At 63.0% G+C, this 21692-nt stretch carries 14 protein-coding genes; 10 read left to right on the top strand and 4 right to left on the bottom strand.

What is annotated here, in order from left to right; translation table 11 throughout:
• Nucleotides 1-124 precede the first annotated feature (124 nt).
• The 9 genes from V8V93_RS12715 to ettA all read left to right on the top strand — a co-directional run bounded on the left by V8V93_RS12715 (nucleotide 125) and on the right by ettA (nucleotide 11326).
• Nucleotides 125-1048, top strand: a complete 924-nt coding sequence (locus V8V93_RS12715) for a branched-chain amino acid transaminase (protein ID WP_338666965.1) — start codon at nucleotides 125-127, stop codon at nucleotides 1046-1048.
• Between the two features lie 131 nt (nucleotides 1049-1179).
• Nucleotides 1180-3042 carry a DNA polymerase III subunit gamma/tau gene (gene dnaX, locus V8V93_RS12710; protein WP_338666964.1) on the top strand — a complete coding sequence of 621 codons (1863 nt, stop codon included), beginning with the start codon at nucleotides 1180-1182 and terminating at the stop codon, nucleotides 3040-3042.
• A gap of 23 nt (nucleotides 3043-3065) precedes the next feature.
• Nucleotides 3066-3377, top strand: a complete 312-nt coding sequence (locus tag V8V93_RS12705) for a YbaB/EbfC family nucleoid-associated protein (protein WP_338666963.1) — start codon at nucleotides 3066-3068, stop codon at nucleotides 3375-3377.
• A gap of 93 nt (nucleotides 3378-3470) precedes the next feature.
• The gene (recR, locus tag V8V93_RS12700) at nucleotides 3471-4076 is read left to right on the top strand and encodes a recombination mediator RecR (protein ID WP_338666962.1); all 606 of its coding nucleotides are present in this window, start codon (nucleotides 3471-3473) and stop codon (nucleotides 4074-4076) included.
• A gap of 12 nt (nucleotides 4077-4088) precedes the next feature.
• The gene (locus tag V8V93_RS12695; protein WP_338666961.1) at nucleotides 4089-6299 is read left to right on the top strand and encodes an ATP-dependent RecD-like DNA helicase; all 2211 of its coding nucleotides are present in this window, start codon (nucleotides 4089-4091) and stop codon (nucleotides 6297-6299) included.
• A 190-nt stretch (nucleotides 6300-6489) separates the two neighbouring features.
• Nucleotides 6490-6996 (top strand): ferritin, encoded by a 507-nt coding sequence (locus tag V8V93_RS12690; RefSeq protein ID WP_338666960.1) that lies wholly within the window; start codon nucleotides 6490-6492, stop codon nucleotides 6994-6996.
• 75 nt (nucleotides 6997-7071) lie between these two features.
• Nucleotides 7072-8757: a 2-oxoacid:acceptor oxidoreductase subunit alpha gene (locus V8V93_RS12685; RefSeq protein WP_338666959.1), complete on the top strand. Its 1686-nt coding sequence runs from the start codon at nucleotides 7072-7074 to the stop codon at nucleotides 8755-8757.
• Nucleotides 8758-8772: 15 nt separating this feature from the next.
• Nucleotides 8773-9603 carry a 2-oxoacid:ferredoxin oxidoreductase subunit beta gene (locus V8V93_RS12680; protein WP_338666958.1) on the top strand — a complete coding sequence of 277 codons (831 nt, stop codon included), beginning with the start codon at nucleotides 8773-8775 and terminating at the stop codon, nucleotides 9601-9603.
• A 40-nt stretch (nucleotides 9604-9643) separates the two neighbouring features.
• The gene (gene ettA, locus V8V93_RS12675; RefSeq protein ID WP_338666957.1) at nucleotides 9644-11326 is read left to right on the top strand and encodes an energy-dependent translational throttle protein EttA; all 1683 of its coding nucleotides are present in this window, start codon (nucleotides 9644-9646) and stop codon (nucleotides 11324-11326) included.
• 396 nt (nucleotides 11327-11722) lie between these two features.
• Here the strand turns inward: ettA and V8V93_RS12670 are convergent, their stop codons facing one another.
• From V8V93_RS12670 to V8V93_RS12660, 3 genes are all read right to left on the bottom strand, one after another.
• Complete coding sequence (locus V8V93_RS12670; RefSeq protein WP_338666956.1) at nucleotides 11723-13906, bottom strand: GGDEF domain-containing protein; 2184 nt, start codon at nucleotides 13904-13906, stop codon at nucleotides 11723-11725.
• A gap of 301 nt (nucleotides 13907-14207) precedes the next feature.
• Nucleotides 14208-16454 (bottom strand): carboxyl transferase domain-containing protein, encoded by a 2247-nt coding sequence (locus tag V8V93_RS12665; RefSeq protein ID WP_338666955.1) that lies wholly within the window; start codon nucleotides 16452-16454, stop codon nucleotides 14208-14210.
• A 4-nt stretch (nucleotides 16455-16458) separates the two neighbouring features.
• On the bottom strand, nucleotides 16459-17877 hold the full coding sequence (locus V8V93_RS12660; protein ID WP_338666954.1) for a biotin carboxylase N-terminal domain-containing protein: 1419 nt from the start codon (nucleotides 17875-17877) through the stop codon (nucleotides 16459-16461).
• A 248-nt stretch (nucleotides 17878-18125) separates the two neighbouring features.
• On the opposite strand from V8V93_RS12660, the gene V8V93_RS12655 reads away from it, so the two are divergent.
• Nucleotides 18126-19388: an NAD(P)/FAD-dependent oxidoreductase gene (locus V8V93_RS12655; RefSeq protein WP_338666953.1), complete on the top strand. Its 1263-nt coding sequence runs from the start codon at nucleotides 18126-18128 to the stop codon at nucleotides 19386-19388.
• Between the two features lie 76 nt (nucleotides 19389-19464).
• On the opposite strand, the gene V8V93_RS12650 is transcribed toward V8V93_RS12655, so the two are convergent.
• The gene (locus V8V93_RS12650; RefSeq protein WP_338666952.1) at nucleotides 19465-21672 is read right to left on the bottom strand and encodes a CHASE2 domain-containing protein; all 2208 of its coding nucleotides are present in this window, start codon (nucleotides 21670-21672) and stop codon (nucleotides 19465-19467) included.
• Nucleotides 21673-21692 lie beyond the last annotated feature (20 nt).

Below are 21692 nucleotides of genomic sequence, written 5' to 3'. Positions count from 1 at the left end.
GACAAAGCGGCGCAATCAACGAGTTGTCGGTTGTGTCTTGACCTCACGGTCAGTTTTTTTTAGCGTCCATCTTTCGATCAGGACTATATACGGCCGAAGGCCGAAATACATAAGGAGATCTTTCATGGTTCAGAAATCCGAAACCATCTGGTTCGACGGCAAACAGGTTCCCTGGGACGAGGCCAACGTCCACGTCCTGACCCACGCCCTGCACTATGCCACGGCGGTCTTCGAAGGCATCCGCGCCTACGAGTGCGCGGACGGCTCCTCCGAGGTCTTCCGCCTGAAGGACCATATGGTCCGCTTCGTCGATTCGGCCAAGATCCTGGGCATCAAGATGCCCTACACCGCCGACGAGATGACCGAGGCCGCCATCGAGACCCTCAAGCGCAACAAGCTGGCCGGGGCCTACGTCCGTCCGCTGGCCTTCGTGGGCGAGGGCGCCATGGGCGTGTACCCCGGCGACAACCCGACCCGCGTGATCGTCGCCTGCTGGCCTTGGGGCGCGTACCTGGGCGAAGAGGCCCTGGAGAAGGGCATCAACGTCCGGTGCAGCAGCTTCAGCCGCCATCACATCAACGTCATGATGGTCAAGGCCAAGGCCGCGGGCAACTACGTCAACTCCGTGCTGGCCAAGAACGAGGCCATTGCCGACGGCTATGACGAGGCCATCCTGCTCGACACCACGGGCCACGTTTCCGAGGGCACCGGCGAGAACATCTTCCTGGTTCGCGACGACATCATCTACACCCCGCACCTCGACGGCGTGCTCGGCGGCCTGACCCGCGACTCCATCATCAGCCTGGCGGGTGATCTGGGCTACGAGGTCCGCGAGGAGCCCATCGCCCGCGACATGCTCTACGTGGCCGACGAAGTCTTCTTCACCGGTACCGCGGCCGAGTTGACCCCGATCAGCTCGGTGGACCGCCGCACCATCGGTACCGGCACGGCCGGGCCGGTGGCCAAGCTGCTCCAGACCGAGTTCTTCAAGATCGTCAAGGGCGAGAACCCGGACTACGAGCACTGGCTGCACCGCTACCAGGCTTGATAGAAAGTCTAGAAAACCGGTTCATCATCTGGTAAGTAGGGGGAAATCCGGCGCGGATTGTCGGGTTTCCCCTTTTTCCATGTATCTTTCCGGGCGAATGCCGATTCCGCGCCACAGCCCCAGGCACATCCATGAGCACATCGAACCTCACGGCCAAGTATCGTCCCCAGACCTTCGAGGAAGTGGCGGGGCAGCAGGCGGTCAAATCCATCCTCTCCCGGGCGGCCGCCCAGGACAAGATCGCGCCCGCCTATCTCTTTTCCGGCACCCGCGGCGTGGGCAAGACGACCATCGCCCGCATCTTCGCCAAGGCGCTGAATTGCGTGAACGCGCCCACGGGAGAACCGTGCAACGTGTGCGACCACTGCCGCCAGATCACCGCGGGCGTGGCCCCGGACGTCATTGAGATCGACGGCGCGTCCAACCGGGGCATCGACGACGCCCGCCGCCTCAAGGAGGACATCGGCTACGCACCCATCGACGGCCGCTACAAGGTGTTCATCATCGACGAGGCGCACATGCTCACCAAGGAGGCCTTCAACGCGCTGCTCAAGACGCTGGAGGAACCGCCGCCGCGCGCGACCTTCATCATGGCCACCACCGAGCACCACAAGTTCCCGGCCACCATCGTCAGCCGCTGCCAGCACTACACCTTCAAAATGCTGCCCCAGGCAGAACTGGTGGCACACCTCGAAAAGATCATGAATCTCGAGGGACTCCAGTACGAACCCGGCGCGCTATCCATCATCGCCAAGCGCGGCGCGGGCTCGGTCCGCGACTCCATGTCCCTGCTCGGCCAGGCCCTGGCCATGGGCGAGGACGTGCTCAGGGAGGCCGACGTGCGCGGCTTCCTCGGGCTGGCGGGTCAGGACGTCTTTTTCGGGCTCATGGAGTCTATGCACGCCCGCGACCTGGTGGCCGTGGGGTATGTCCTGCGCCAGGTCCTGGACCAGGGGCTCGACCTCGGATTCTTCCTGCGCGAGCTGACCAACTGCTGGCGCAACATGTTCCTGCTGAGGCAGGCGGGCGAGGAGGCCTTGCCCTTGCTCGGCCTGTCCGGCGAGGAGGCCACGGGCTGGATGGACTGGGCGAACAAGTTCGAGCCCGCGCACATCCACGCCTGCTGGCAAATGACCTTGGACGGCCAGCGCAAGGTCATGACCAGCCTGGAACCGGCCCTGGCCCTGGAACTGCTGCTTCTCAACCTGACCAGCCTGCCGGACCTGATCAACTTGGAATCAATGACTCCGCGCACCGGCGGCACGCCCCGGCCCCCCATGGGTGGGGGGCAGTCCGGCCCCGCACAGGGTGGTCCCGGCATGCAGGGCGGGCCAGGCATGCAGGGGGGGCAGGGGGGGATGCCCTCCGGCGGCAGGCAGTTCGCACCGCCGCAGGCCGCCCCCAGGCCGTCCGCACCGCCGAAGCCCGCGCAGCCGCAGACCGCGCCGCCCACGCGGTCGGGACAGCCGCCGCATTACGAGGCGCGGGAGCCCGGCGGGTCCGGTTTCGTGCCGTCCAAGGCGCAGTCCGCGCCCCCGGCCCGGCCCGAGCCGGAACCCGAGCCCGCCGGCCCGTCCGAAGCCACCCCCCTGTCCGAGTCCGGGCGGGCCCGCGTCTCGGCCGCGTCCATCCCCGGCCCGCGCGACTGGGAGGGATTTCTCAAATTCGTTGAGGCGCGCAACGGCGAGGCCGGGGTCAAGGTGTCCATGCTCCATCTGACCGAAGGGACACGGGAGAAGGACGCCCTGCGGATCACCTGCAAGACCCGGATGATGTGTTCGCAGCTCAAGGAGAAATCCACGCTGGCAGCCCTTGACGGCCTGACCAGGGAATTTTTCGGCCCAACGGTTGAGGTTCGCGTGGAAACAGGCGATATTGCCGAGCCCAAATCGGACAGGCAACTCATGGAAGAAGCGGAGAAGCATCCCGGCGTGATCAGGGTCATGGAGGCCTTCAACGCCCAGTTGCTTTCGGTAAGTCACAGAAAACAATAAGTATACGACTCGAGGAGAATATAATGAAAGGCATGAACGAGATGCTCCGTCAGGCCCAGATCATGCAACGCAAGATGACCGAGGCCCAGGACGAACTCAAGGCCAAGGAAGTCGAGGCGTCCAGCGGCGGCGGTATGGTCACCGTCAAGGTCACCGGCGCCCAGGAGGTGACCGAGGTGCGCATCGAGCCGTCCGTCATGGAGTCGGGCGACGTGGAGATGCTCCAGGATCTGGTAATGACCGCGGCCAACGAGGCCATCAAGAAGTCCAAAGAAATGATGGAAGAGGCCATGAAGGGCGTCACCGGCGGCCTGTCCATCCCCGGCATGTTCTAACGGTCGCCCGATGTCAGGCGCGCTGCGGCGGCCCGGATTACCGTCCGTGCCGCCCGTTCGCCTTTGGACGCCGTTTTTCTTCAAGGAGTCGCATTGCAGAATCTTCCCGGACCGCTCAAGGAAGTGGTCGAGCAACTGTCGAGCCTGCCCGGCATCGGCCCCAAATCCGCCCTGCGCATCGCCTTGACTCTGCTCAAGATGCCCCGCGAGCGGGCCGCCGGGGTGGGGCAGTCCATCATCGAGCTGCGCGAGCGGCTCTGCCTCTGCGAGGACTGTGCCTGCCTGGCCGAGTCCAGCCCCTGCGCCATCTGCGGCGATTCCTCCCGCGACACCGGGCAGCTCTGCCTGGTGCCCGAGTGGGACGCGCTTCTGGCCATGGAGGAGATGGGCATCTATCGGGGCAAGTATCTGGTCCTCGGCGGGCTGCTGTCCCCCCTCGACGGCGTGGACCCCGGCCAGCTCGAGATCGACCGGCTGCGGCGCAGGCTCGCCTCGGGCGATTTCGAGGAGATGATCCTCGCCCTGGGCGCCACCCTGGACGCCGAAGCCACGGCCTCCTACGTCAAGAACCTGGTGGAGTCCGAGTTCCCCGAGGTCTCGGTGACCCGCCTGGCCCAGGGCATCCCCATCGGGGCCGAAGTCAAGTTCATGGACAAGGAGACCCTCAAGCAGTCCCTGGTTCATCGGCAGAAGATGTAACCGGGAATCCGCATGAGCGACGAACAATTGACCAGCCTGAACGACGTCGAAGTCGTCAGCACCATCTATCACAACAAGGAGAACGGCTACTCCATCGTCCGGGTCCGGGCCAAGAACGAGCCGGGCCAGATCACCATCGTCGGCATCCTCGGCGAGCTGGCCGGGGGCGCGACCTTGAATCTTCGGGGCCGGTGGATCGTGCACCCCAAGTTCGGCCGCCAGTTCGAGGTGGCCACCTTCGAGCAGGCCCGGCCCGCCACCGAGAACGGAGTCATCCGTTTCCTGCAGTCGTCCATCAAGGGAGTGGGGGAGAAGACCGCCACCCTCATCGTGGAGGAGTTCGGCATCGGCGTCCTGGACCTGTTGGACGAGGACCCGGAACAGCTCCTCAGGATCAAGGGCATCTCCAAGAACAAGCTCAAGGACATCATCGAGTCCTGGGGCCGCCAGCGCGAGATCAAAAACCTGCTGGTCTTCCTCCAGTCCCACCATGTGCCGACCACCTTCGCGGGCAAGATATTTCACCTCTATGGGGCCCAGGCCGAGGCCAAGCTGAGGGAGAATCCCTACGACCTGGCCTACGAGATCCGGGGCGTGGGCTTCAAGACCGCCGACCACATGGCCATGAAGCTCGGATTTGCCCCGGACTGCACGCAACGGCTGGAGGCGGCTCTGGCCTACACCCTGCTGACCTCCTGCGAGCGCAACGGCCATCTGTTCATTCCCAAGCCCAAGCTGCTCGAGGACGTGGCCCGCATGCTCGACACCACGGACTATGACAAGCTGGAGCTGGCCCTGTTCGGCCTGGAGGAGAAGAAGCGCGTCCGCATCGAGGACCTGTCCGAGCAGGGCATCTCCGAAGCGGTCTACCTCATGTATTTCTTCCACTACGAGAACGAGACCACCCAGCGACTGTACCAGCTCATCAGCCATCCCACGCCCATTTCACGAAAAAAGATCGACAAGACCCTGCCCAAGGTCGAGGACAAGCTCGGCTTCACCCTGTCCGAGGAGCAGCGCGAGGCGGTCTTCGAGGCGTGCTCCAACAAGGTCTTCATCATCACCGGCGGACCCGGCACGGGCAAGACGACCATCACCAAAGCGATCCTGCTGACCCTCAAGGAGTTGGGCCTCAAGATCAAGCAGGCCGCGCCCACCGGACGGGCGGCCAAGCGCATGGCCGAGGCCACCGGGCATCCGGCCAAGACCGTGCACCGCATGCTCCAGTTCCAGCCCGAGGGCGGGTTCTACTACTGCGAGGACCAGAAGCTCAAGGCCGACGTCCTGGTGGTGGACGAGGCCTCCATGGTGGACGCCCAGCTCTTCGTCTCCATCCTGCGGGCCCTGCCGCACACCTGCCGCCTGATCCTGGTGGGCGACGTGAACCAGTTGCCCAGCGTGGGGCCGGGCAACGTCCTGGGCGATCTGATCGATTCCGGAAAGGTGCCGTGCGCCGTGCTGACGCACATCTTCCGCCAGGCCCAGGAGAGCTTCATCGTGGTCAACGCCCACCGCATCAACGAGGGCAAGTTTCCGCGCCAGCACCCGTGCCCGCCGCCCGAGGCCGACTTCTACTGGATTCCCCAGGAGGACCCGGTCAAGGTCCAGAAGCTCATCCTGGATTCGGTCTGCGAGCGCATCCCCGAGCGGTACGGGCTCGACCCCCTGCGCGACATCCAGGTACTCACCCCCATGCACAAGGGGGACGTGGGGACCCAGGCCCTGAATGCGGCCCTCCAGGCCCGGCTCAATCCGCCGGGACCGGGCGTGCGCGAGCTCAAGCGCAAGTTCGCCACCTTCCGCGAGGGCGACCGGGTTATCCAGCTCAAAAACAACTACGACAAGGAAGTCTTCAACGGCGACCTGGGCTGGATCGTCGAAGTCGACACCGAAAGCCATGAGCTGATGGCGGAGTTCGACGGCAACAACGTCCACTTCGAATCCTCGGACCTGGACGAACTCGGCCTGGCCTATGCGGTCAGCGTGCACAAGTCCCAGGGCAGCGAGTACCCGGCCGTGGTCATGCCCATCGTCACCCAGCACTTTCTGCTGCTCCAGCGCAACCTGCTCTACACCGGCCTGACCCGGGCCCGAGAACTGGCCGTGCTCATCGGTTCGGACCGGGCCTTCCGGATCGGCCTGAACAACGCCACCTCGGGCAACCGCAACACGCACCTCTCCTATCGCCTGCGGGCCATCTTCGCCGAAAACCGCCTCTATTAGCCGCGGTCCCGGTTCCGCCTGCGGTCGGGTTTCTCCCCGACACCGTTCGGTGGTTGCAAAACATCCGAAAAAATGGTGTAAAATGCACTGGTCATTTTGCTCATGATGATTATTGTCATCCACTGGAACGAGGGCGCGAGCTCGCCCCGACCGCATATACGAGAACACCAAAGTCAAGGAGACGTCAGTCATGCTCAGCGAGAAACTGGAAGATGCGCTCAACGAACAGATGAATTGGGAAATCTATTCCGCCAATTTATATCTTTCCATGTCCTCCCATTTCGCCCATGAGGGGTTGTCCGGGTTCGCCACGTGGATGGACGCCCAGTATCAGGAGGAGATGTTCCATGCCATGCGCTTCTTCAAATACATCAACGATGCCGGAGGCCACGCCAAACTCGGCGCCATCGATGCTCCGCAACACGCCTGGGAGACACCGCTGGCCGCCTTCGAGGACGCCCTGGAACATGAGAAGGGCGTGACCGCGCGCATCAACAAGATCGCCGATCTGGCCGTGGAGGAACGCAACCACGCCGTGGGCATCTTCCTGCAATGGTTCATCTCCGAGCAGGTCGAGGAAGAGGACACCGTCAGCGACGTGGTCGGCAAGCTCAAACTCGTGGGCGACGGCGGCGGACTGTTCATGCTCGACCGCGACCTCGGCACCCGGGTCTTCACCCCGCCGACCAACGCATAATCAGCCGAATCAATCCGGCCGGGAGGCAACCAACCATTCCTCCCGGCCTTTTTTCAACCACAACCAGGGGACCGCATGCCAGAAAAAAGCATCAACATCGTCATCGGCGGCGCGGCGGGCCAGGGACTGGTCACCATCGGCCAGTTGCTTTCCAAGGCCATAACCAGGGCTGGACATCATCTTCTGGTGACCCAGCGCTACATGTCCAGGGTGCGCGGCGGGCACAACACCTACGCCATCCGCATGGGCGAGGAGGATCTGCTCGGCGGGACCGAGACCATCGACATCCTGGCGGCCCTCAATGCGGAGACCCTCGAAAAACATCTGAACGACGTGGGGGAGGGCGGTCTGGTTGTGGCCGGCGCCGACCTCGACACCGCAGGGCTGAACGCGTTGCGCATTCCCTACGAGGAGCTCTCCTCCAAAAAGCTTTTCCACAACACCGCCATGCTCGGCGTGCTCGGCCGGGCCGTCAATCTCGACCTCGCCATCCTGGAGGGACTGCTCCGGCAGACCTTCGGCAAGAAGGGCGACGAGGTGGTCGAGGCCAACCTCGACGTCCTGCGCAAGGCCTACGCCTGGGTTTCCGACCAGGACCACGAGTTTTTCTGCGACATCAAGTCCGGCGGCCACAAGGGACGGATGATGATCAACGGCAACGAGGCCATCGGCCTGGGCGCCCTGGCCGCGGGCTGCAACTTCGTCTCCTTCTATCCCATGACCCCGTCCACCGGGGTGGCCATGACCCTCATCGCCAAGGGCGCGCCCCTGGGCCTGCAATACGAGCAGGTCGAGGACGAGATCGCGGCCATGAACATGGCGCTCGGCGCATCCTACGCCGGGGCCAGGGCCCTGGTGACCACCTCGGGCGGCGGTTTCGCCCTCATGGAGGAGGCCGTCAGCCTGGCCGGCGTGTCCGAGACCCCCATCGTCTGCGTGGTGGTCCAGCGTCCGGGCCCCGCCACCGGCCTTCCCACCCGCACCGAGCAGGCGGACCTCAACCTGGTCCTCAACGCCGGGCACGGCGAGTTTCCCAGGGCCATCTTTGCCCCGGCCACGCCCGAGGATTGCTTCTACCTGACCCACCGGGCCTTCGACCTGGCCGAGACCTACCAGACCCCGGTCTTCATCCTGTCCGAGCAGTATCTGGCCGACTGCTACCGCGACGTTGAGCCATTTGACCTGGACGGCCTTCCCGAGGTCGCCGGGCCGCTCCTGGAGTGGAAGGAGGGCGAGTACAAGCGGTACGCCATCACCGACGACGGCATCTCCCCGAGGCTCGTTCCCGGCTTCTCCGAGGCCCTGGTCCGGGCCGATTCCCACACCCACGAGGAGAACTCCGCCATCTCCGAGAAGAAGGCGACCCGCGTGGCCATGAACTCCAAGCGGTTGCGCAAGGCGTCCGGCCTGTTCGAGGAAGTCATCGGCCCCGACTACTACGGCGAGGACAACCCCGACGCACTCTTGGTCTGCTGGGGCCCCAACCTGGGCGCCTGCCTGGAGGCCCTGGACCGCTATGAGGGCGACAAGTCCCTGGCCATCCTGCACTTCAAGCAGGTTTATCCCTTGCGCGAGGAACAGTTCATGGACTTCCTCGAAAGCGCAGGCCGGGTCATCGCCGTGGAAGGCAACGCCACGGCCCAGTTCGCCCAGCTCATCGCCCGCGAGACCGGATTCATGGTGCCCGACCGCATCCTGCGTTTCGACGGCCGGGCCATGACCTGGGAATACGTCCTCAAGGGCCTTACCGACATCCTCTAGACCAGGGAGCGAACTATGGTTTCCATCGAAGAATACGGCGAATTCGAGACCGCGTGGTGTCCGGGCTGCGGCAACTTCTCCATCGTAAAGTGCCTTAAGCAGGCCCTGGCCGAACAGGACCTCGCGCCCCACGACATCATCATATCCTCCGGCATCGGCCAGGCGGCCAAGTTGCCGCACTACATGCGCTGCAACATGTTCAACGGACTCCACGGCCGGTCGCTGCCAGTGGCCCAGGGCATCAAGATGGCCAACCCGAAGATGCACGTGCTCGTCTCCTCCGGCGACGGATGCAGCTACGGCGAGGGCGGCAATCACTTCCTGGCCGCCGTGCGGCGCAACATGGACCTGACCGTGCTCGTCCACGACAACCAGATCTACGGCCTGACCAAGGGCCAGGCCAGCCCGACCTCGGCGCGCGGCCACGTGACCAAGGCCCAGCCCGAAGGCAACCGGTCCGACGGCTTCAACCCCGTGGCCACCACCGTGGCCATGCGCGCGAGCTTCGTGGCCCGGGCCTTCTCCGGCGAGTCCGAACACCTGGTCGCGACCATCAAGGAGGCCATGGCCCACAAGGGTTTCTCCCTGGTGGACATCCTCCAGCCCTGCGTCTCCTTCAACAAGGTCAACACCTACGCCTGGTACAAGGAGCGCACCTACATCCTTGAGGATCACGACCCCACCGACTGGGCGTCGGCCATGACCCTGAGCGAGGAGTTCGGCGACCGGATCCCGCTGGGTGTCATCTACCGCGAGGACAAACCGGTCTTCGGGCACGGAGACAGGCTCGCTGAGCACGGTTACGACAAAAACGACTTGAAAGCGGTGTTGCAGTCGTATACCTAAAGCGGCTGCTTACGAAATCCACTTTCAACGAGGTCAATGCATGAGCAACGAAGCGGAAAAGATCATCTACTCCATGTACAAGGTGACCAAGCGTCACGGACAGAAGGAGGTGCTCAAGAACGTCTCCCTGTCCTACTTCTACGGCGCCAAGATCGGCGTGCTCGGCCTGAACGGCTCGGGCAAGTCGTCGCTGCTCAAGATCCTGGCCGGAGTGGACGATCGGTTCGAAGGCGAAATCCAGGTCAAGGACGGCTACACCGTCGGCTATCTCGAACAGGAACCCCTGGTCGACGAGACGCGCACCGTGCGCGAGGTGGTCGAGGAGGGCGTGGCCGACGTCATGGACATCGTCCGCGAATACAACGCCATCAACGAGAAGTTCGCCGAACCCATGGAGCCCGAGGAGATGGACGCCTTGATCGAGAAACAGGGCAAGGTCCAGGAACTCATGGACGCCAAGGGCGCGTGGGACATCGACTCCAAGCTCGAGATGGCCATGGACTCCCTGCGCTGCCCCCCGGCCGACAGTCCGGTGTCGGTCATCTCCGGCGGCGAGCGCCGCCGCGTGGCCCTGTGCCGCCTGCTGCTCCAGGCCCCGGACATCCTGCTCCTGGACGAGCCCACCAACCACCTGGACGCGGACTCCGTGGCCTGGCTGGAGCGGTTCCTGTCCTCCTTTCCCGGCACCGTCATCGCCGTGACCCACGACCGCTACTTTCTGGACAACGTGGCGGGCTGGATCCTCGAACTCGACCGCGGGCGGGGCATCCCCTGGAAGGGCAACTACTCGTCCTGGCTCGATCAGAAGCAGAACCGACTGGCCCAGGAGGGCAAGCAGGAGGCCGACCGCCAGAAGACCCTGCAACGGGAACTCGAATGGATACGCATGTCGCCCAAGGGCCGTCGCGCCAAGTCCAAGGCGCGCATCAACGCCTACGAGTCCATGCTCTCCCATGAATCCGAACGGTTGGCCGACGATCTCCAGATCTACATCCCGCCGGGACCGCATCTGGGCAAACAGGTGGTCGTGGCCGAGCACGTGACCAAGTCCATGGGCGACAAGCTGCTCATGGAGGACGTCAGCTTCATTCTGCCGCCCAACGCCATCGTCGGAATCATCGGCCCCAACGGCGCGGGCAAATCCACCCTGTGCAAGATGATCGTGGGCCAGGAACAGCCCGATTCCGGGACCCTGACCCTCGGGGCCACGGTCAAGCTCGCCTACGCGGACCAGAATCGCGATTCCCTGATTCCCGGCAAGACCGTCTACGAGATCATCAGCGGCGGAGCCGAGTTCATCAAGCTCGGCGACCGCGAAATCAACGCCCGGGCCTACTGCTCGCGCTTCAACTTCGCCGGTGCCGACCAGCAGAAGAAGGTCGACGTGCTGTCCGGCGGCGAACGCAACCGCGTGCACATGGCCCAGATGCTCAAATCCGGCGCCAACGTGCTCCTGCTCGACGAACCGACCAACGACCTGGACGTCAACACCATGCGCGCCCTGGAAGACGGCCTGGAAAACTTCGCGGGCTGTGTCCTGGTCATCAGCCATGACCGCTGGTTCCTCGACCGCATCGCCACCCACATCATCGCCTTCGAAGGCGACGCCAAGGTGGTCATGGTCGAAGGCAACTACTCAGACTACGACGCCGACCGCAAAAAACGCCTCGGCGCCGATGCCGACCAGCCGCACCGGCTGAAGTTTCGCAAACTGACGCGATAGATACCACACGACGAAAAAGGGCCGGTTTCACCGGCCCTTTTTCGTCGTGCATGCCTGCGGCAGCCGGGGAAGGGAGAGGGAAACTCTTCGAGGAAAGGGTTTCCCTCTCCTTCCCGGACCTCCATCCCTTCTCCCTTCCGAAACTTTTTTTGCCGCTTCGCGGGGTAGGGAGCCTAAATGAGGCTATCTAGTGAGGAGTTGTCGATGGAGGCGGATGAGGCAGGTGATGCGTTCGCACGGCTTCGAGCGCAGCGAGCACCAAAAAGTTTTGGAGAGTCCAGAGAACCTTTTTCAAAAGGTTCTCTGGCGGGGTCCGGGGCAGCGTTCCGGCCGCCGGAGGCGAATTTATTCATCCATAGCCATTGAGCGGCCTTCAAGTCCTGCTTTAACAAAATATCATTTGCAGACGTTGGACGATTCGACCTTGCCCACGGCGGGTCTGCGGTCGATGGCCACGGAGTTGCCGGGGATGGATTTGGCGTATTTCTTGATGTGCGCGGCGCGCTCGCCGATTTCCATAAGGGAGCAGGGGCCGTCGATTTCGATGACGCCGAGCGAGATGGTTACCAGGGGATATTTGCGTTCCTTGTCGTCACGGCCCTTGGCCTGTATCCAGCCGCGCTGCTGGTCTTCGAGGCAGTAGCAGTTCTTGACCAGGCGGCCGAAGCAGCGGGTGATGGACTTGCAGAGCCGCCGGACCGCGTCGGGCGGCGTGATGAGTACGAAATCGTCGCCGCCGATATGACACAGCCGGGCATCGCTGGGCCCGTGCTTGCGCGTGGCCCAGGACATGATGTCCGCGGCCAGCTTGATGATCCGGTCGCCGTTCTTGAATCCGTAGGTGTCGTTGTAGACCTTGAAATGATCCAGATCGCCGTAGATGATGGAGAAGGGTCGTTTCTGCTTGATGCGCGACTCGACCTCCTGTTCAATGGCGACGTTTCCAGGCAGGCCGGTCAAGGGATTGGTGCCCTTGGCCATCTCCACCTGGATCTTGGCCAGGACGTTGAGCATGTCCTGGACAGTGACCACGCCGTAGAGCAATCCCTTCTTGGTCACGATGATGTCGTCGTAGGCCTTGATGTGCTCGCGCTTCATGGCCGTGCGCGCGGCCTGTTCCACAGGCATATCCACATCCACGATGAGCGGGCTCTTGTCCATGACCGCGTCGATGGACCGCTTGTGGTACAGGGCGATGCCGAACTGGGAGGAAAGCTGGCGGTTGAGGTGGTATTCCATGACCAGCCCTTTGGGCACGTTGTCGCGGACCACCACGATGTTGGTGAAGCTGTCGTTCTTGCGGAAGAAGTCGTGGGCCGTGGAGACCAGGCAGGACAACTCCATGGAGTGGGGGGCCTTGGCTAGGTCGCCCACGGGCGGGGAGCAGATGATGTTGTTGGCGATGTCGCCCACGGTCTTGAGGTGACGGCACTCCTCGTTGACATCCGGCTTGGGTGCGGCCGGGCGGGCCAGGAAATAGCCCTGTCCACAGTGCACGCCGATGTCCTTGAGGCAGACCGCCTGATCACGGGTCTCGATGCCCTCACCGATGATCCGGGAGCCGATCTTGTCCGCGAAGGTGGCCGTGGTTTCGACTAGGGCTCGCTTGACCGGGTCCTTGTGGATGTCGTCGATGAGCGACTTGTCGAGCTTGATGTAATCGGGCTGGAGCTCGGCGATGAGGGTCAGGCCCGCGTAGCCCGCACCCGCGTCGTCCACCGCGATCTGGAACCCCTGGCTGCGGTAGTGAGCCAGAGTCCGGTAGAAAAGGTCGAAGTCCTGGACCGAGTGCTGCTCGGTGATCTCGAAGACCACGTTGTCAGGGGTCAATCCGTACTTGTCCATGAGTTCCAAGGTCTGGCCGGGCGAGAAGGCCGGGTCGGCCATGGTCTTGGGGTGGATGTTCAGGAAGAGTTTCTGGCCGTCCTTGAGTTCGCCCACGTTGCGGATGGCCGCCTCCCGGCAGAGTTTTTCCAGGGCGAACAGACGGCCGAGTTCCTCGGCGGTCTGGAAGAGCATGACCGGGGAGCGGAAGGCGGACCCCTCGGGGCCGCGCGCCAGGGCCTCCCAGCCCAGGATGGTGTCCGTGCGGAAGTCGAGGATGGGTTGGTAGTGGGCCGAGACCCATCCCTGAACCAGGATGGTGTTGAACCGGCCGGTGATGGACAGCTCGTTCATGTCCAGGGGACGGCTCTCCATACGCAGGGCGATGCTCAGCGCCTTGTGCATGGCCGCATCCCAGCCGCCGTCTTCCTCATGGTAGGTGATCGGGGCGAAGCCCATGCCGAGGTCGATGCCCAGGCCGGTATGGCGGAGCATGGTCGGTTCCAGGTCCTTCTGGGCCTGGGTCTTGTATTCGTAGGCGATGTCGGCCGGGTTATTGTCCTGGGGGACGAGAAAGGCGGCCTTGCCCGCAGTGGGCCGGGTGACGCGGATGCCTCGGGCGTTGTTGCCCGCCGCGGTGGCCCCCAGGGAATCACCGAGTTCCTTTTCCAGGAGGTCGACGAAGCTCTGTCCGTACATCTCCCTGAGTTTGGTATAGTCCCGGATGGTGATGAGCACGAGGGTTCGGGTCAACATGGTCCCCGTGGGAAGATTGGTCAGCATCTCTGTCGCTAGTCCCGTGTGCATCGTCGTCCCCCTGTGGCTGAGTAGGGCAGATTGAGTGCGTGTTGACGAGGTTGCATGGATAGAAGGGTTTCACCATTTTGCCGCTTGGACGGCAATGCAGGCACCGCCAAGTGACATGCGCCCCGACTCTGTTACATGCGTTGCGGGTTCGGTTGTTACCGACTGGTGACAGGTCGCCCAAAATTGTGTTTCAGGACAAAAAAAGGCAGCCCGCACGGGCTGCCTCGTTTTGCCGAATCGGGGGAAGGAGTTAGCGGTAGTAGAGGTTCCGTCCGCCGATGGTCAGGAAGGCCTGGTGCAGGTTCTTGCGGATGTCCTTGCGGCTCCACACGCCCTGAATGTGGCCCCGAGACAGGGCCTTGTAGCAATTATGGTAGTTGGGCGGGATCTCCAGTCCGGTGGTTTCCTTGATGACGCCGGGGCCGGCGAATCCGATGCGGGAGGAGCGCACCGCGTACTGGTAGGGCGAGCAGCCCAGGAACGAGGCCACGGGACCGGCATAGGAGTTGGTGTCGTACAGGACGATGTACAGGCCGCCTTCCTCAATGTAGCGGCGTACGGCCATGGTCACCCTGGGCATCTGGATCAGGCCGTTGACGCCCTCCTGGATGCGGATGCCCGCCGTGCCGTGGATGTAGGCCAGGAAGGGCTGGTGCTTGGTCTGGGCCAACTCCAGGGCGCGGATGAACTTTTCGCCCTCGGCTGCGCCCACGGACCCGCCGCGGAAGTTGGCCACCAGGGTGGCGCAAGTGACGCGCAGCCCTTCGAGGCTGGCGTTGAAGGTCAGACAGCTGGATTCCAGGCCTGTCTTCTTTTTGGCCGCTTCGACCCGGGCGTCGAAGTTGGGGAAGCCGGTCGGGTTGCCCGAGGCGATGTCACGGTTGAACTCGCGCACCGAGCCTCGGTCGAAGACGTTGTGGAGATACCACTGGTACTCCATGGGGAAGTTGTAACCACAGTTGGGGCAGACCCCGGCGTAGTCCGTGAACAGGTCCCGCGCCCAGATGTCCAGGCAGCCGCGCTTGCTCGCGTGGGGGCAGGATATCTCGCGGTCCTGGCGGGCCTGGGGGCTGACGTAGTCACTGTCGTTGACCAGGGCGGGCGCTTCGGGCTCGGCCTGGGATAGTCCGGTCAGCTCCAGTTCCTTTTGTTTGTCCATGCCCGGTTTTACGCCGATCTTCTTGAGCAGGCCGCGGAACACGGCGTCGAACTTGGCCGTGATCACGTGGATCTCGTCCGAAGCCTCTTCGACAATCCGCTCCACGCGGTGCTTGAACGGCTTGATCAGCCCGTACAGAATCAGGCTGGCCGTGTTGGAGACGATGCCCGAACTGGTGGCGCTGAGTTTCTCCAGCAGGGAGCGGTTGTCCTGGTAGGCGTGCTGGGCCAGGCGGCGGTATTTGCGGAACCGCTTGGCGACCAGGCGCTCGCGGGCTTTTTCGTTCAGGGACCAGCGGACGATGACGTCGGTATTCTTCTTGAAATGGCGCAGGGCCACGGCGCGGAACAGGCGTACGCCGCGCACGTTCAGGGCGACCTCGTCCGTGGCCCGGATGACCTGCTCGCGGACTTGCTTGAAGAAATCGAAGTGATCGGCCCGCGCGCCCAGCGGCGGCTCCTGGATGATCTCGTCGATGTACCCGCCCGCCAGGTTGTCCTGGGCGGTGATTTTCTGGGCCATGGCGCAGGACTCGATGAGTTCGGCCGGGGCGCGCTCGCTCCCGCGGATGCGGCCCTCGATGGCGGCCGCGCCCTCGGGTGAGATGACCGAGTAATAGCCGTGGGAGAGCATGAGCCGCTTGTCGGCCATGCCGATGGCCTCGGCTCCGCCCGAGCCGCCTTCGGAGAAGATGGCCACGATGGGCACGTCGAGCCCGGCCATTTCATAAATGTTCTCGGCTATCTGCTGGGCGGCGCCCGGAAAGTCCTCGATGGGGTAGGAGCCCGGCGTGTTCACGTAGGCGTGGATGGGGATCTGCTCCCTGGCCGCGACCTTCATGTACTTCAGCGCCTTGGAGTTGCCCCACGGCTTGATGGACCCGCCGTTGCGGAATTCCTCGCCGTGGCCTTTTTCCTGGCCCACGACCATGACCGGCTGGTTGATGATCTTCTTGCCGCGCCGCCGGGTGATGTAGGCGCGGGCGATGAGCATGCCGGGATCGATGGAGTGTTCGTCCTGTCCGCCCATCTCGGCGTAGTTGTCGTAGACGTTTTCGAGAATGTCCTTGAGGCTGGCCCGTTGGGGGTGGCGGACGATGCGCACCTTGTCCATGGCGGTCAGTTGGGCGTCGATGGCGGTCTCCATGGCGGACAGCCGCTTTTCCAGGGATTCCACGGCTCGAATGGCCTGATCCTCGGAAAGGTCGGCGTTCTTTTCCTGGAAGTCGCCGATTTCCGTGGCGAACGCGTCCAACTCGGGGCGGGATTTGTTGCCCAGGATGTCGCGGGCGTAGGTCACCCGGCCCAGCAGGGACTGGAGTGTTTTTTCTATATTCATAGGCTTAGAATTCGAGGAGGTTGGCGGTTTTTGCGATCAGAAAGGGGATGTTCGACTTCATGGCTCCTCCGGAGGAGTCCGAGCCGTTCAGCCTGAGTTCGTTCAGGAACTGGAGGCCGCGCGCCTTCGCTTCTTCCAGGTCCTTGCCCCAGATGATGGCCAGGGCCAGGTTGGGATCGTACTCGGTGGGGATCTGGTAGGTGCGGTCCGTGGGTACGTGCGTGTGCATTGTCAGCCACTCGCGGTCCGGCCACTTGAGCTCCTCGATCTTGCCCACCCAGGGGGCGAAGCCGCTCTCGGTGTCCTCGGCGATGAGCCGGTATTCGATGCCCACGCCGTCGAAGGACACGTCGTCCTGGGTATAGCCCAAAGGGTCGCCCAGGCCGATGCGGATCTGCTCGCGGACCAGGTTCACGTCACGGTCGCCCTTGACCGAGCTGATACAGGCCGACACGCCGTTCTCCACCTGGATGCGGGTGTTCACCTCCATGAGGAACGGCTCGCCGTTCGGGGTGACGATCCACTCCCAGGTGCCGACGTTGTCGTACTTGATCTCCTTGGCGATAGAGAGGGAGTAGCGGGTGATGTCGTCCAGGAGTTTGCCCGCGTCGAACGTGTAGCGGAGCCCCTGCGGCCAGAAGCCGGGGGCCACTTCTATGCGTTTCTGCAGGCCGGGCGACTGGACCGAACAGTTACGGGTGCCGAAGTGGACCGGGTTGGTCCCGGACCGGTCGGACACGATCTGCACTTCCAGGTGGTTGAAGTTGAACACGCGCTGCTCGATGAGTACGCCTTCATCGTTGAAGGTCCGCAGAGAATAGTTACGGATGCGCCGATAGGTCTGCCGGAAGCGGGCCATGTCTTCGCACTCGTCGATGCCCATGCCGCCGCCGCCCGCCGAGGCCTTGACCAGGACCACGGGCCTCTTTATTCCCATCTTGGCCTGGAATTCGAACAGGCTCTCGGCAATGGCCTCGGCCTCCAATTCATCATATATGGCCCGGTCCGAGCCGGGCACGGTGGGGACGCCCAGGGCGCGGGCGATGCGCTTGGTGTTGATCTTGTCGCCCAGGTCCCGGATGACCTCCCAGGAGGGGCCGATGAAGGTCATGGGGCGGTCCCGCTGGACCACGCGCCGGGCGAAGCGGTAGTTTTCGGAAAAAAAGCCGTATCCGGGGTGGATGGCCGTGGCCCCGGCCTCGTCGGCCACGGACAGGATGTCCCCGGCGTCGAGGTAGTTGTGGATTCGGTACAGGGATCTTTCTCCGCCCAGCCTGCGGGCCACGTCCAGGTGGCCGGACTGGGAGTCCTCTTCCGTATACAGGGCCGCGAAGGGCAGGCCGAGGTCGGAGCATGCCTCCATGATCCGCACGGCGATCTCGCCTCTGTTGGCAATGAGTATCTTGTGTCCGTCTATGCTCACGTTGGATATTCTCGTTTTCTGGTGTGGTTTTGGCGGTGCCCTAAATAGCTTTTCTTCCCCTATCTTGCAAATCTTTTAAAATAGTGTTTAATGAATAATATCAAATAATTACCATGAAACAACCGTTTAAATTATTAAGTATGGATTTTTAACTAAAAAATGTGTAAAAAGTCGGTCCGGCAAGTTTTGGCGGCCTCGGTTTGTCAGAATTGTCAACGCGTTGAGAATTGGATCAGGAGGAGTTCCGCATGGATTACGTTATTGTAGGAAACGGCGTTTCGGCCATCGGCGCCATCGAGGGTATTCGCCAGCACGACAAGACCGGCTCCATCACGGTCATCAGCGACGAGGCCGTGCCGACCTACGGCCGTCCGCTCATTTCCTATTATCTGTCGGACAAGATCAAGTTCGACACCCTGCCGTTCCGCCCTGAAGAATTCTACGAGCGAAACCAGGTGGCCATGCGGTTGGGCTCCCGCGTCCTGTCCGTGGATGCCAAGGAAAAGGTCCTGATCCTCGACTGCGGCGACAAGGTCAAATACGACAAATTGCTGTTGGCCACGGGCGGCACGCCGGTCAAGCCGGCCCTGCCCGGCATCGAGGGGCCGGGGGTGCACAACTTCACCACCGTGGCCCACGCCGAAACCCTCAAGGAGTTGGTGGACAAGGTCAAGAAGGTCGTGGTCATCGGCGCGGGGCTCATCGCGCTCAAGGCCGCGGAAGGGTTCGCCGAGAAGGGCGTGGACGTGACCATCGTGGTCCGCTCCCGGATCATGCGCACCTACTTCGACGAGACCGCGGGCGAGCTCATCGTGAACCACCTGGAGAAGAACGGCATCCGTTTCATGCAGGGCACGGGCACCAAGGAGATAGTCCGCTACGAGGACGGTACCATCAAGGGTGTGGAGACCGACCAGGGCATGGTCCCGGCTGACGTGGTCATCGTGGCCGCGGGCGTGCGCCCGAACATGGGCCTGGCCATCCAGGCTGGGCTGGTCACGGAGCAGGGCATCCGCGTAGACGACTACATGGCCACCTCCGACCCGGACGTCTTTGCCGCGGGCGACGTGGCCGAGGCCAAGGATCTCCTGACCGGCGAGTACACGGTCCGTCCCATCTGGCCCAACGCCTACACCCAGGGCCGGTACGCGGGACGGAACATGGCCGGGGCCGAAAGGCCGTACACCGGCGGCCTGTCCATGAACTCCATCACCTACTATGGGCTGCCGACCATCTCGGTGGGCGAGACCAACCTGGCCGACGACGACCAGTACGAGACCGCCGTGTTCCTGGACCGCGAGAACTCGATCTACCGCAAGCTTATTTTCAAGGATAACGTCCTGGCCGGATGCATCCTCATCGGGGACATCGACGCGGCCGGGTTCTACACCAGCTTCATCAAGAACGGCTTCGAGCTGGACGAGGCGGGCAAGGAGCGGCTCATGGAAGGCGATCCCTCCCCGGCCCTCTGGCCCGACAGCTTCATCGAAGCCATGATGAACAACCCCTAGACCGGGGACTATGCGAATCGCAAAGAGCCGCTCAGTGAGCGGCTCTTTTTTTTGCTGCTAACGGCCGGGAAAGACGTCATTTCGTCTTGTGTGTGAACACGCAGTCCCAGTGACAGTCGGGCGGATCGTCCTTCATCTGCTCGCAGCGTTCGATGTACAGGTCGCAGAGGGCAGCTTCGGCCCCTGTTTCGCGGAGTTCCCGGAACAGGGCTTCGGCCTCGGCGAAGTCACGGTCCACGTAGGCCTTGTGGGCCCGTTCGTACAATTCGAGTTCCGCCTTGCGGGCTTCGGCCTCTTCACGGGTGTACACGGTGTAGATGGTCACCGGCTCTTCCTTGCCCTTGACCCGGACGTTGTCCAGGATGCGGAAGTAATAGCCGTCCCCGCATGCGTCCTTGATGGCCTGGCTGACCACGAGTTTCTGGCCGTAGTATTTGGTCAGCCCCTCCAGCCGGGAGGCGAGGTTCACGTTGTCGCCGATGAGGGTGTAGTCGAAGAGATCGGCCGAGCCCATGTTGCCCACGCGCACCGAACCGGAGTGGATGCCGATGCCTACGGCGATGGCGAAACCGTACTTTTCGAGAAAGACTTCGTTGAGTTCTTCGAGCTTTCGTTGTTGGGCCAGGGCCGCCCGCAAGGACTTCTCCTGGTGGTTTTCGGTGTCCAGGGGGGCGTTCCAGAAGGCCATGACCGCATCACCGATGAACTTGTCCAGCGTCCCCTCGTGCTCGGTGATGATTCGGGTCATGGGGGTCAGGTAGTCGTGCAGAAGGTTGGTGACCTGGGTGGGGGAGAGCTTTTCGGACAGGGAGGTGAAGTTGCGCACGTCAGAGAACTGGATGGTGATCTCTTTTTCCTGCCCCTCCAGGGTCAGGGCCTCCGGGTTGTCCATGATCTGGGAGATGACCGACGGGGCGAGGTAGTGGGCGAAGGCCCCGTGGATATACCGCTTGGCGATCTCCTCGCGCCAGAATTTGATCAGGGTCAGGGTGATGAAGGTCAATCCCAGGGTGAGGTAGGAATACATGGGCGAGATGAAGTATCCCTGCTGCTGGTAGAAGAGCACGGAGCCATACCACATGGAGCCGCCCATGCAGAGCACGGGCAGGATGATCCAGGAGGCCCGGGCCCACATGAGCAGGAGGGTGGTCGCCAGCCCCCCAGCCAGCATGCCGAGGAACTCCAGACCCGGCGCCCAGTCCGGGACCGAGAGAATTTGCCCGGAGAGGATGTTGTCGACCACGGTGGCGTGCGCCTCCACGCCGGGGAAACCCGGATCGAGCGGCGTGGCCCGGATGTCCTTCAGGCCCGATGCCGAGGTGCCTATGAAGGCGATCCTGCCGCGCAGGCTGCCGGGAGCCAGTTTCCGGCTGAGCACATCCGAAGCGGAAATGTATTCGAATGTCCGTATCCCGCCCCGGTAGTTGATGAGCATCTGCCCCTTGCCGTCGGTGGGGATGACCATATCGTTGAAGCGGATGGACTCGATGCCCACGGGCGACATCTTGAGGACGATGTTTTTCTGCTCCGTGGCCTGCATGAGGGTGGCCAGGGCCAGGCTGGGATAGTATCGCCCCTCGAAACTGTAGAGCAGGGGCACCCGGCGGTACACGGAGTCCAGATCCGGGGTGATGGTGATGAAGCCGCTCTCCGGGGCCGCCTCGGCCAGGACCGGGATGGGGCAGATCATCCCCTTGCCCCGGGGCAGGTAGTCGTGGGGTGACGGGGCGCCCGGCGAGGAGAGCACGGCCACCTTGGCGGGGCGCACCCGGCATTCATGGTCGCTGGGCACGAAGGCGAGGCTGAAGTCGTAGCCGAGAATATAGGGACCGCCCCTGAGGTTGTAGGCCAGGAGCCGGTCGTAATCCATGAGGTCCTTCGACAACCCCGTGAAGCCCATGTCGATGTGCAGCTCCCGCTTGACGTCTTCCTGCATGATCGCGGGCGAGGTCCGGTCGGGTTCGCTGAAGATGATGTCCGAGGCCACGGCCACGGCCCCATAGGCGGTCAGGTACTTGAGGAGCAGGGCCACCCGGTAGCGCGGCCAGGGCCACTGGCCCAGCTCGGACAGGCTCTTCTCGTCCAGGTCGATGATTATCGGGACACTGGTGGCCGCGGGCTGGTGGTATTGACGGAGATAGTTGTCGTAGATCTTCAGGTTGAGCAGGTGCAGGAACTTCGGTTGGCTGATGTACAGTCCGATCATGAGCACCGTCACCGACACGCCCGCCCCCAGCAGTATCAGCTGGTCCTTCTTGAACAATCGTTTGAGCAGTTCGAGCATGGCATCCGACGGCAGTTGTT

Origin of the sequence: Pseudodesulfovibrio sp. 5S69 (assembly GCF_037094465.1) — a bacterium.
Classification (GTDB): Bacteria; Desulfobacterota; Desulfovibrionia; order Desulfovibrionales; family Desulfovibrionaceae; genus Pseudodesulfovibrio; species Pseudodesulfovibrio methanolicus.
The sequence above is the reverse complement of the archived record's forward strand: the minus strand, read 5'-3'. Positions and strand labels throughout refer to the sequence as shown.

Bases quoted from the DNA above. Each gene is read 5' to 3' on its own strand.
- V8V93_RS12715 (WP_338666965.1), top strand. From the start codon at position 125: ATGGTTCAGAAATCCGAAACCATCTGGTTCGACGGCAAACAGGTTCCC.
- dnaX (WP_338666964.1), top strand. From the start codon at position 1,180: ATGAGCACATCGAACCTCACGGCCAAGTATCGTCCCCAGACCTTCGAG.
- V8V93_RS12705 (WP_338666963.1), top strand. From the start codon at position 3,066: ATGAAAGGCATGAACGAGATGCTCCGTCAGGCCCAGATCATGCAACGC.
- V8V93_RS12695 (WP_338666961.1), top strand. From the start codon at position 4,089: ATGAGCGACGAACAATTGACCAGCCTGAACGACGTCGAAGTCGTCAGC.
- V8V93_RS12690 (WP_338666960.1), top strand. From the start codon at position 6,490: ATGCTCAGCGAGAAACTGGAAGATGCGCTCAACGAACAGATGAATTGG.
- V8V93_RS12685 (WP_338666959.1), top strand. From the start codon at position 7,072: ATGCCAGAAAAAAGCATCAACATCGTCATCGGCGGCGCGGCGGGCCAG.
- V8V93_RS12680 (WP_338666958.1), top strand. From the start codon at position 8,773: ATGGTTTCCATCGAAGAATACGGCGAATTCGAGACCGCGTGGTGTCCG.
- ettA (WP_338666957.1), top strand. From the start codon at position 9,644: ATGAGCAACGAAGCGGAAAAGATCATCTACTCCATGTACAAGGTGACC.
- V8V93_RS12670 (WP_338666956.1), bottom strand. From the start codon at position 13,906: ATGTTGACCCGAACCCTCGTGCTCATCACCATCCGGGACTATACCAAA.
- V8V93_RS12665 (WP_338666955.1), bottom strand. From the start codon at position 16,454: ATGAATATAGAAAAAACACTCCAGTCCCTGCTGGGCCGGGTGACCTAC.
- V8V93_RS12655 (WP_338666953.1), top strand. From the start codon at position 18,126: ATGGATTACGTTATTGTAGGAAACGGCGTTTCGGCCATCGGCGCCATC.
- V8V93_RS12650 (WP_338666952.1), bottom strand. From the start codon at position 21,672: ATGCTCGAACTGCTCAAACGATTGTTCAAGAAGGACCAGCTGATACTG.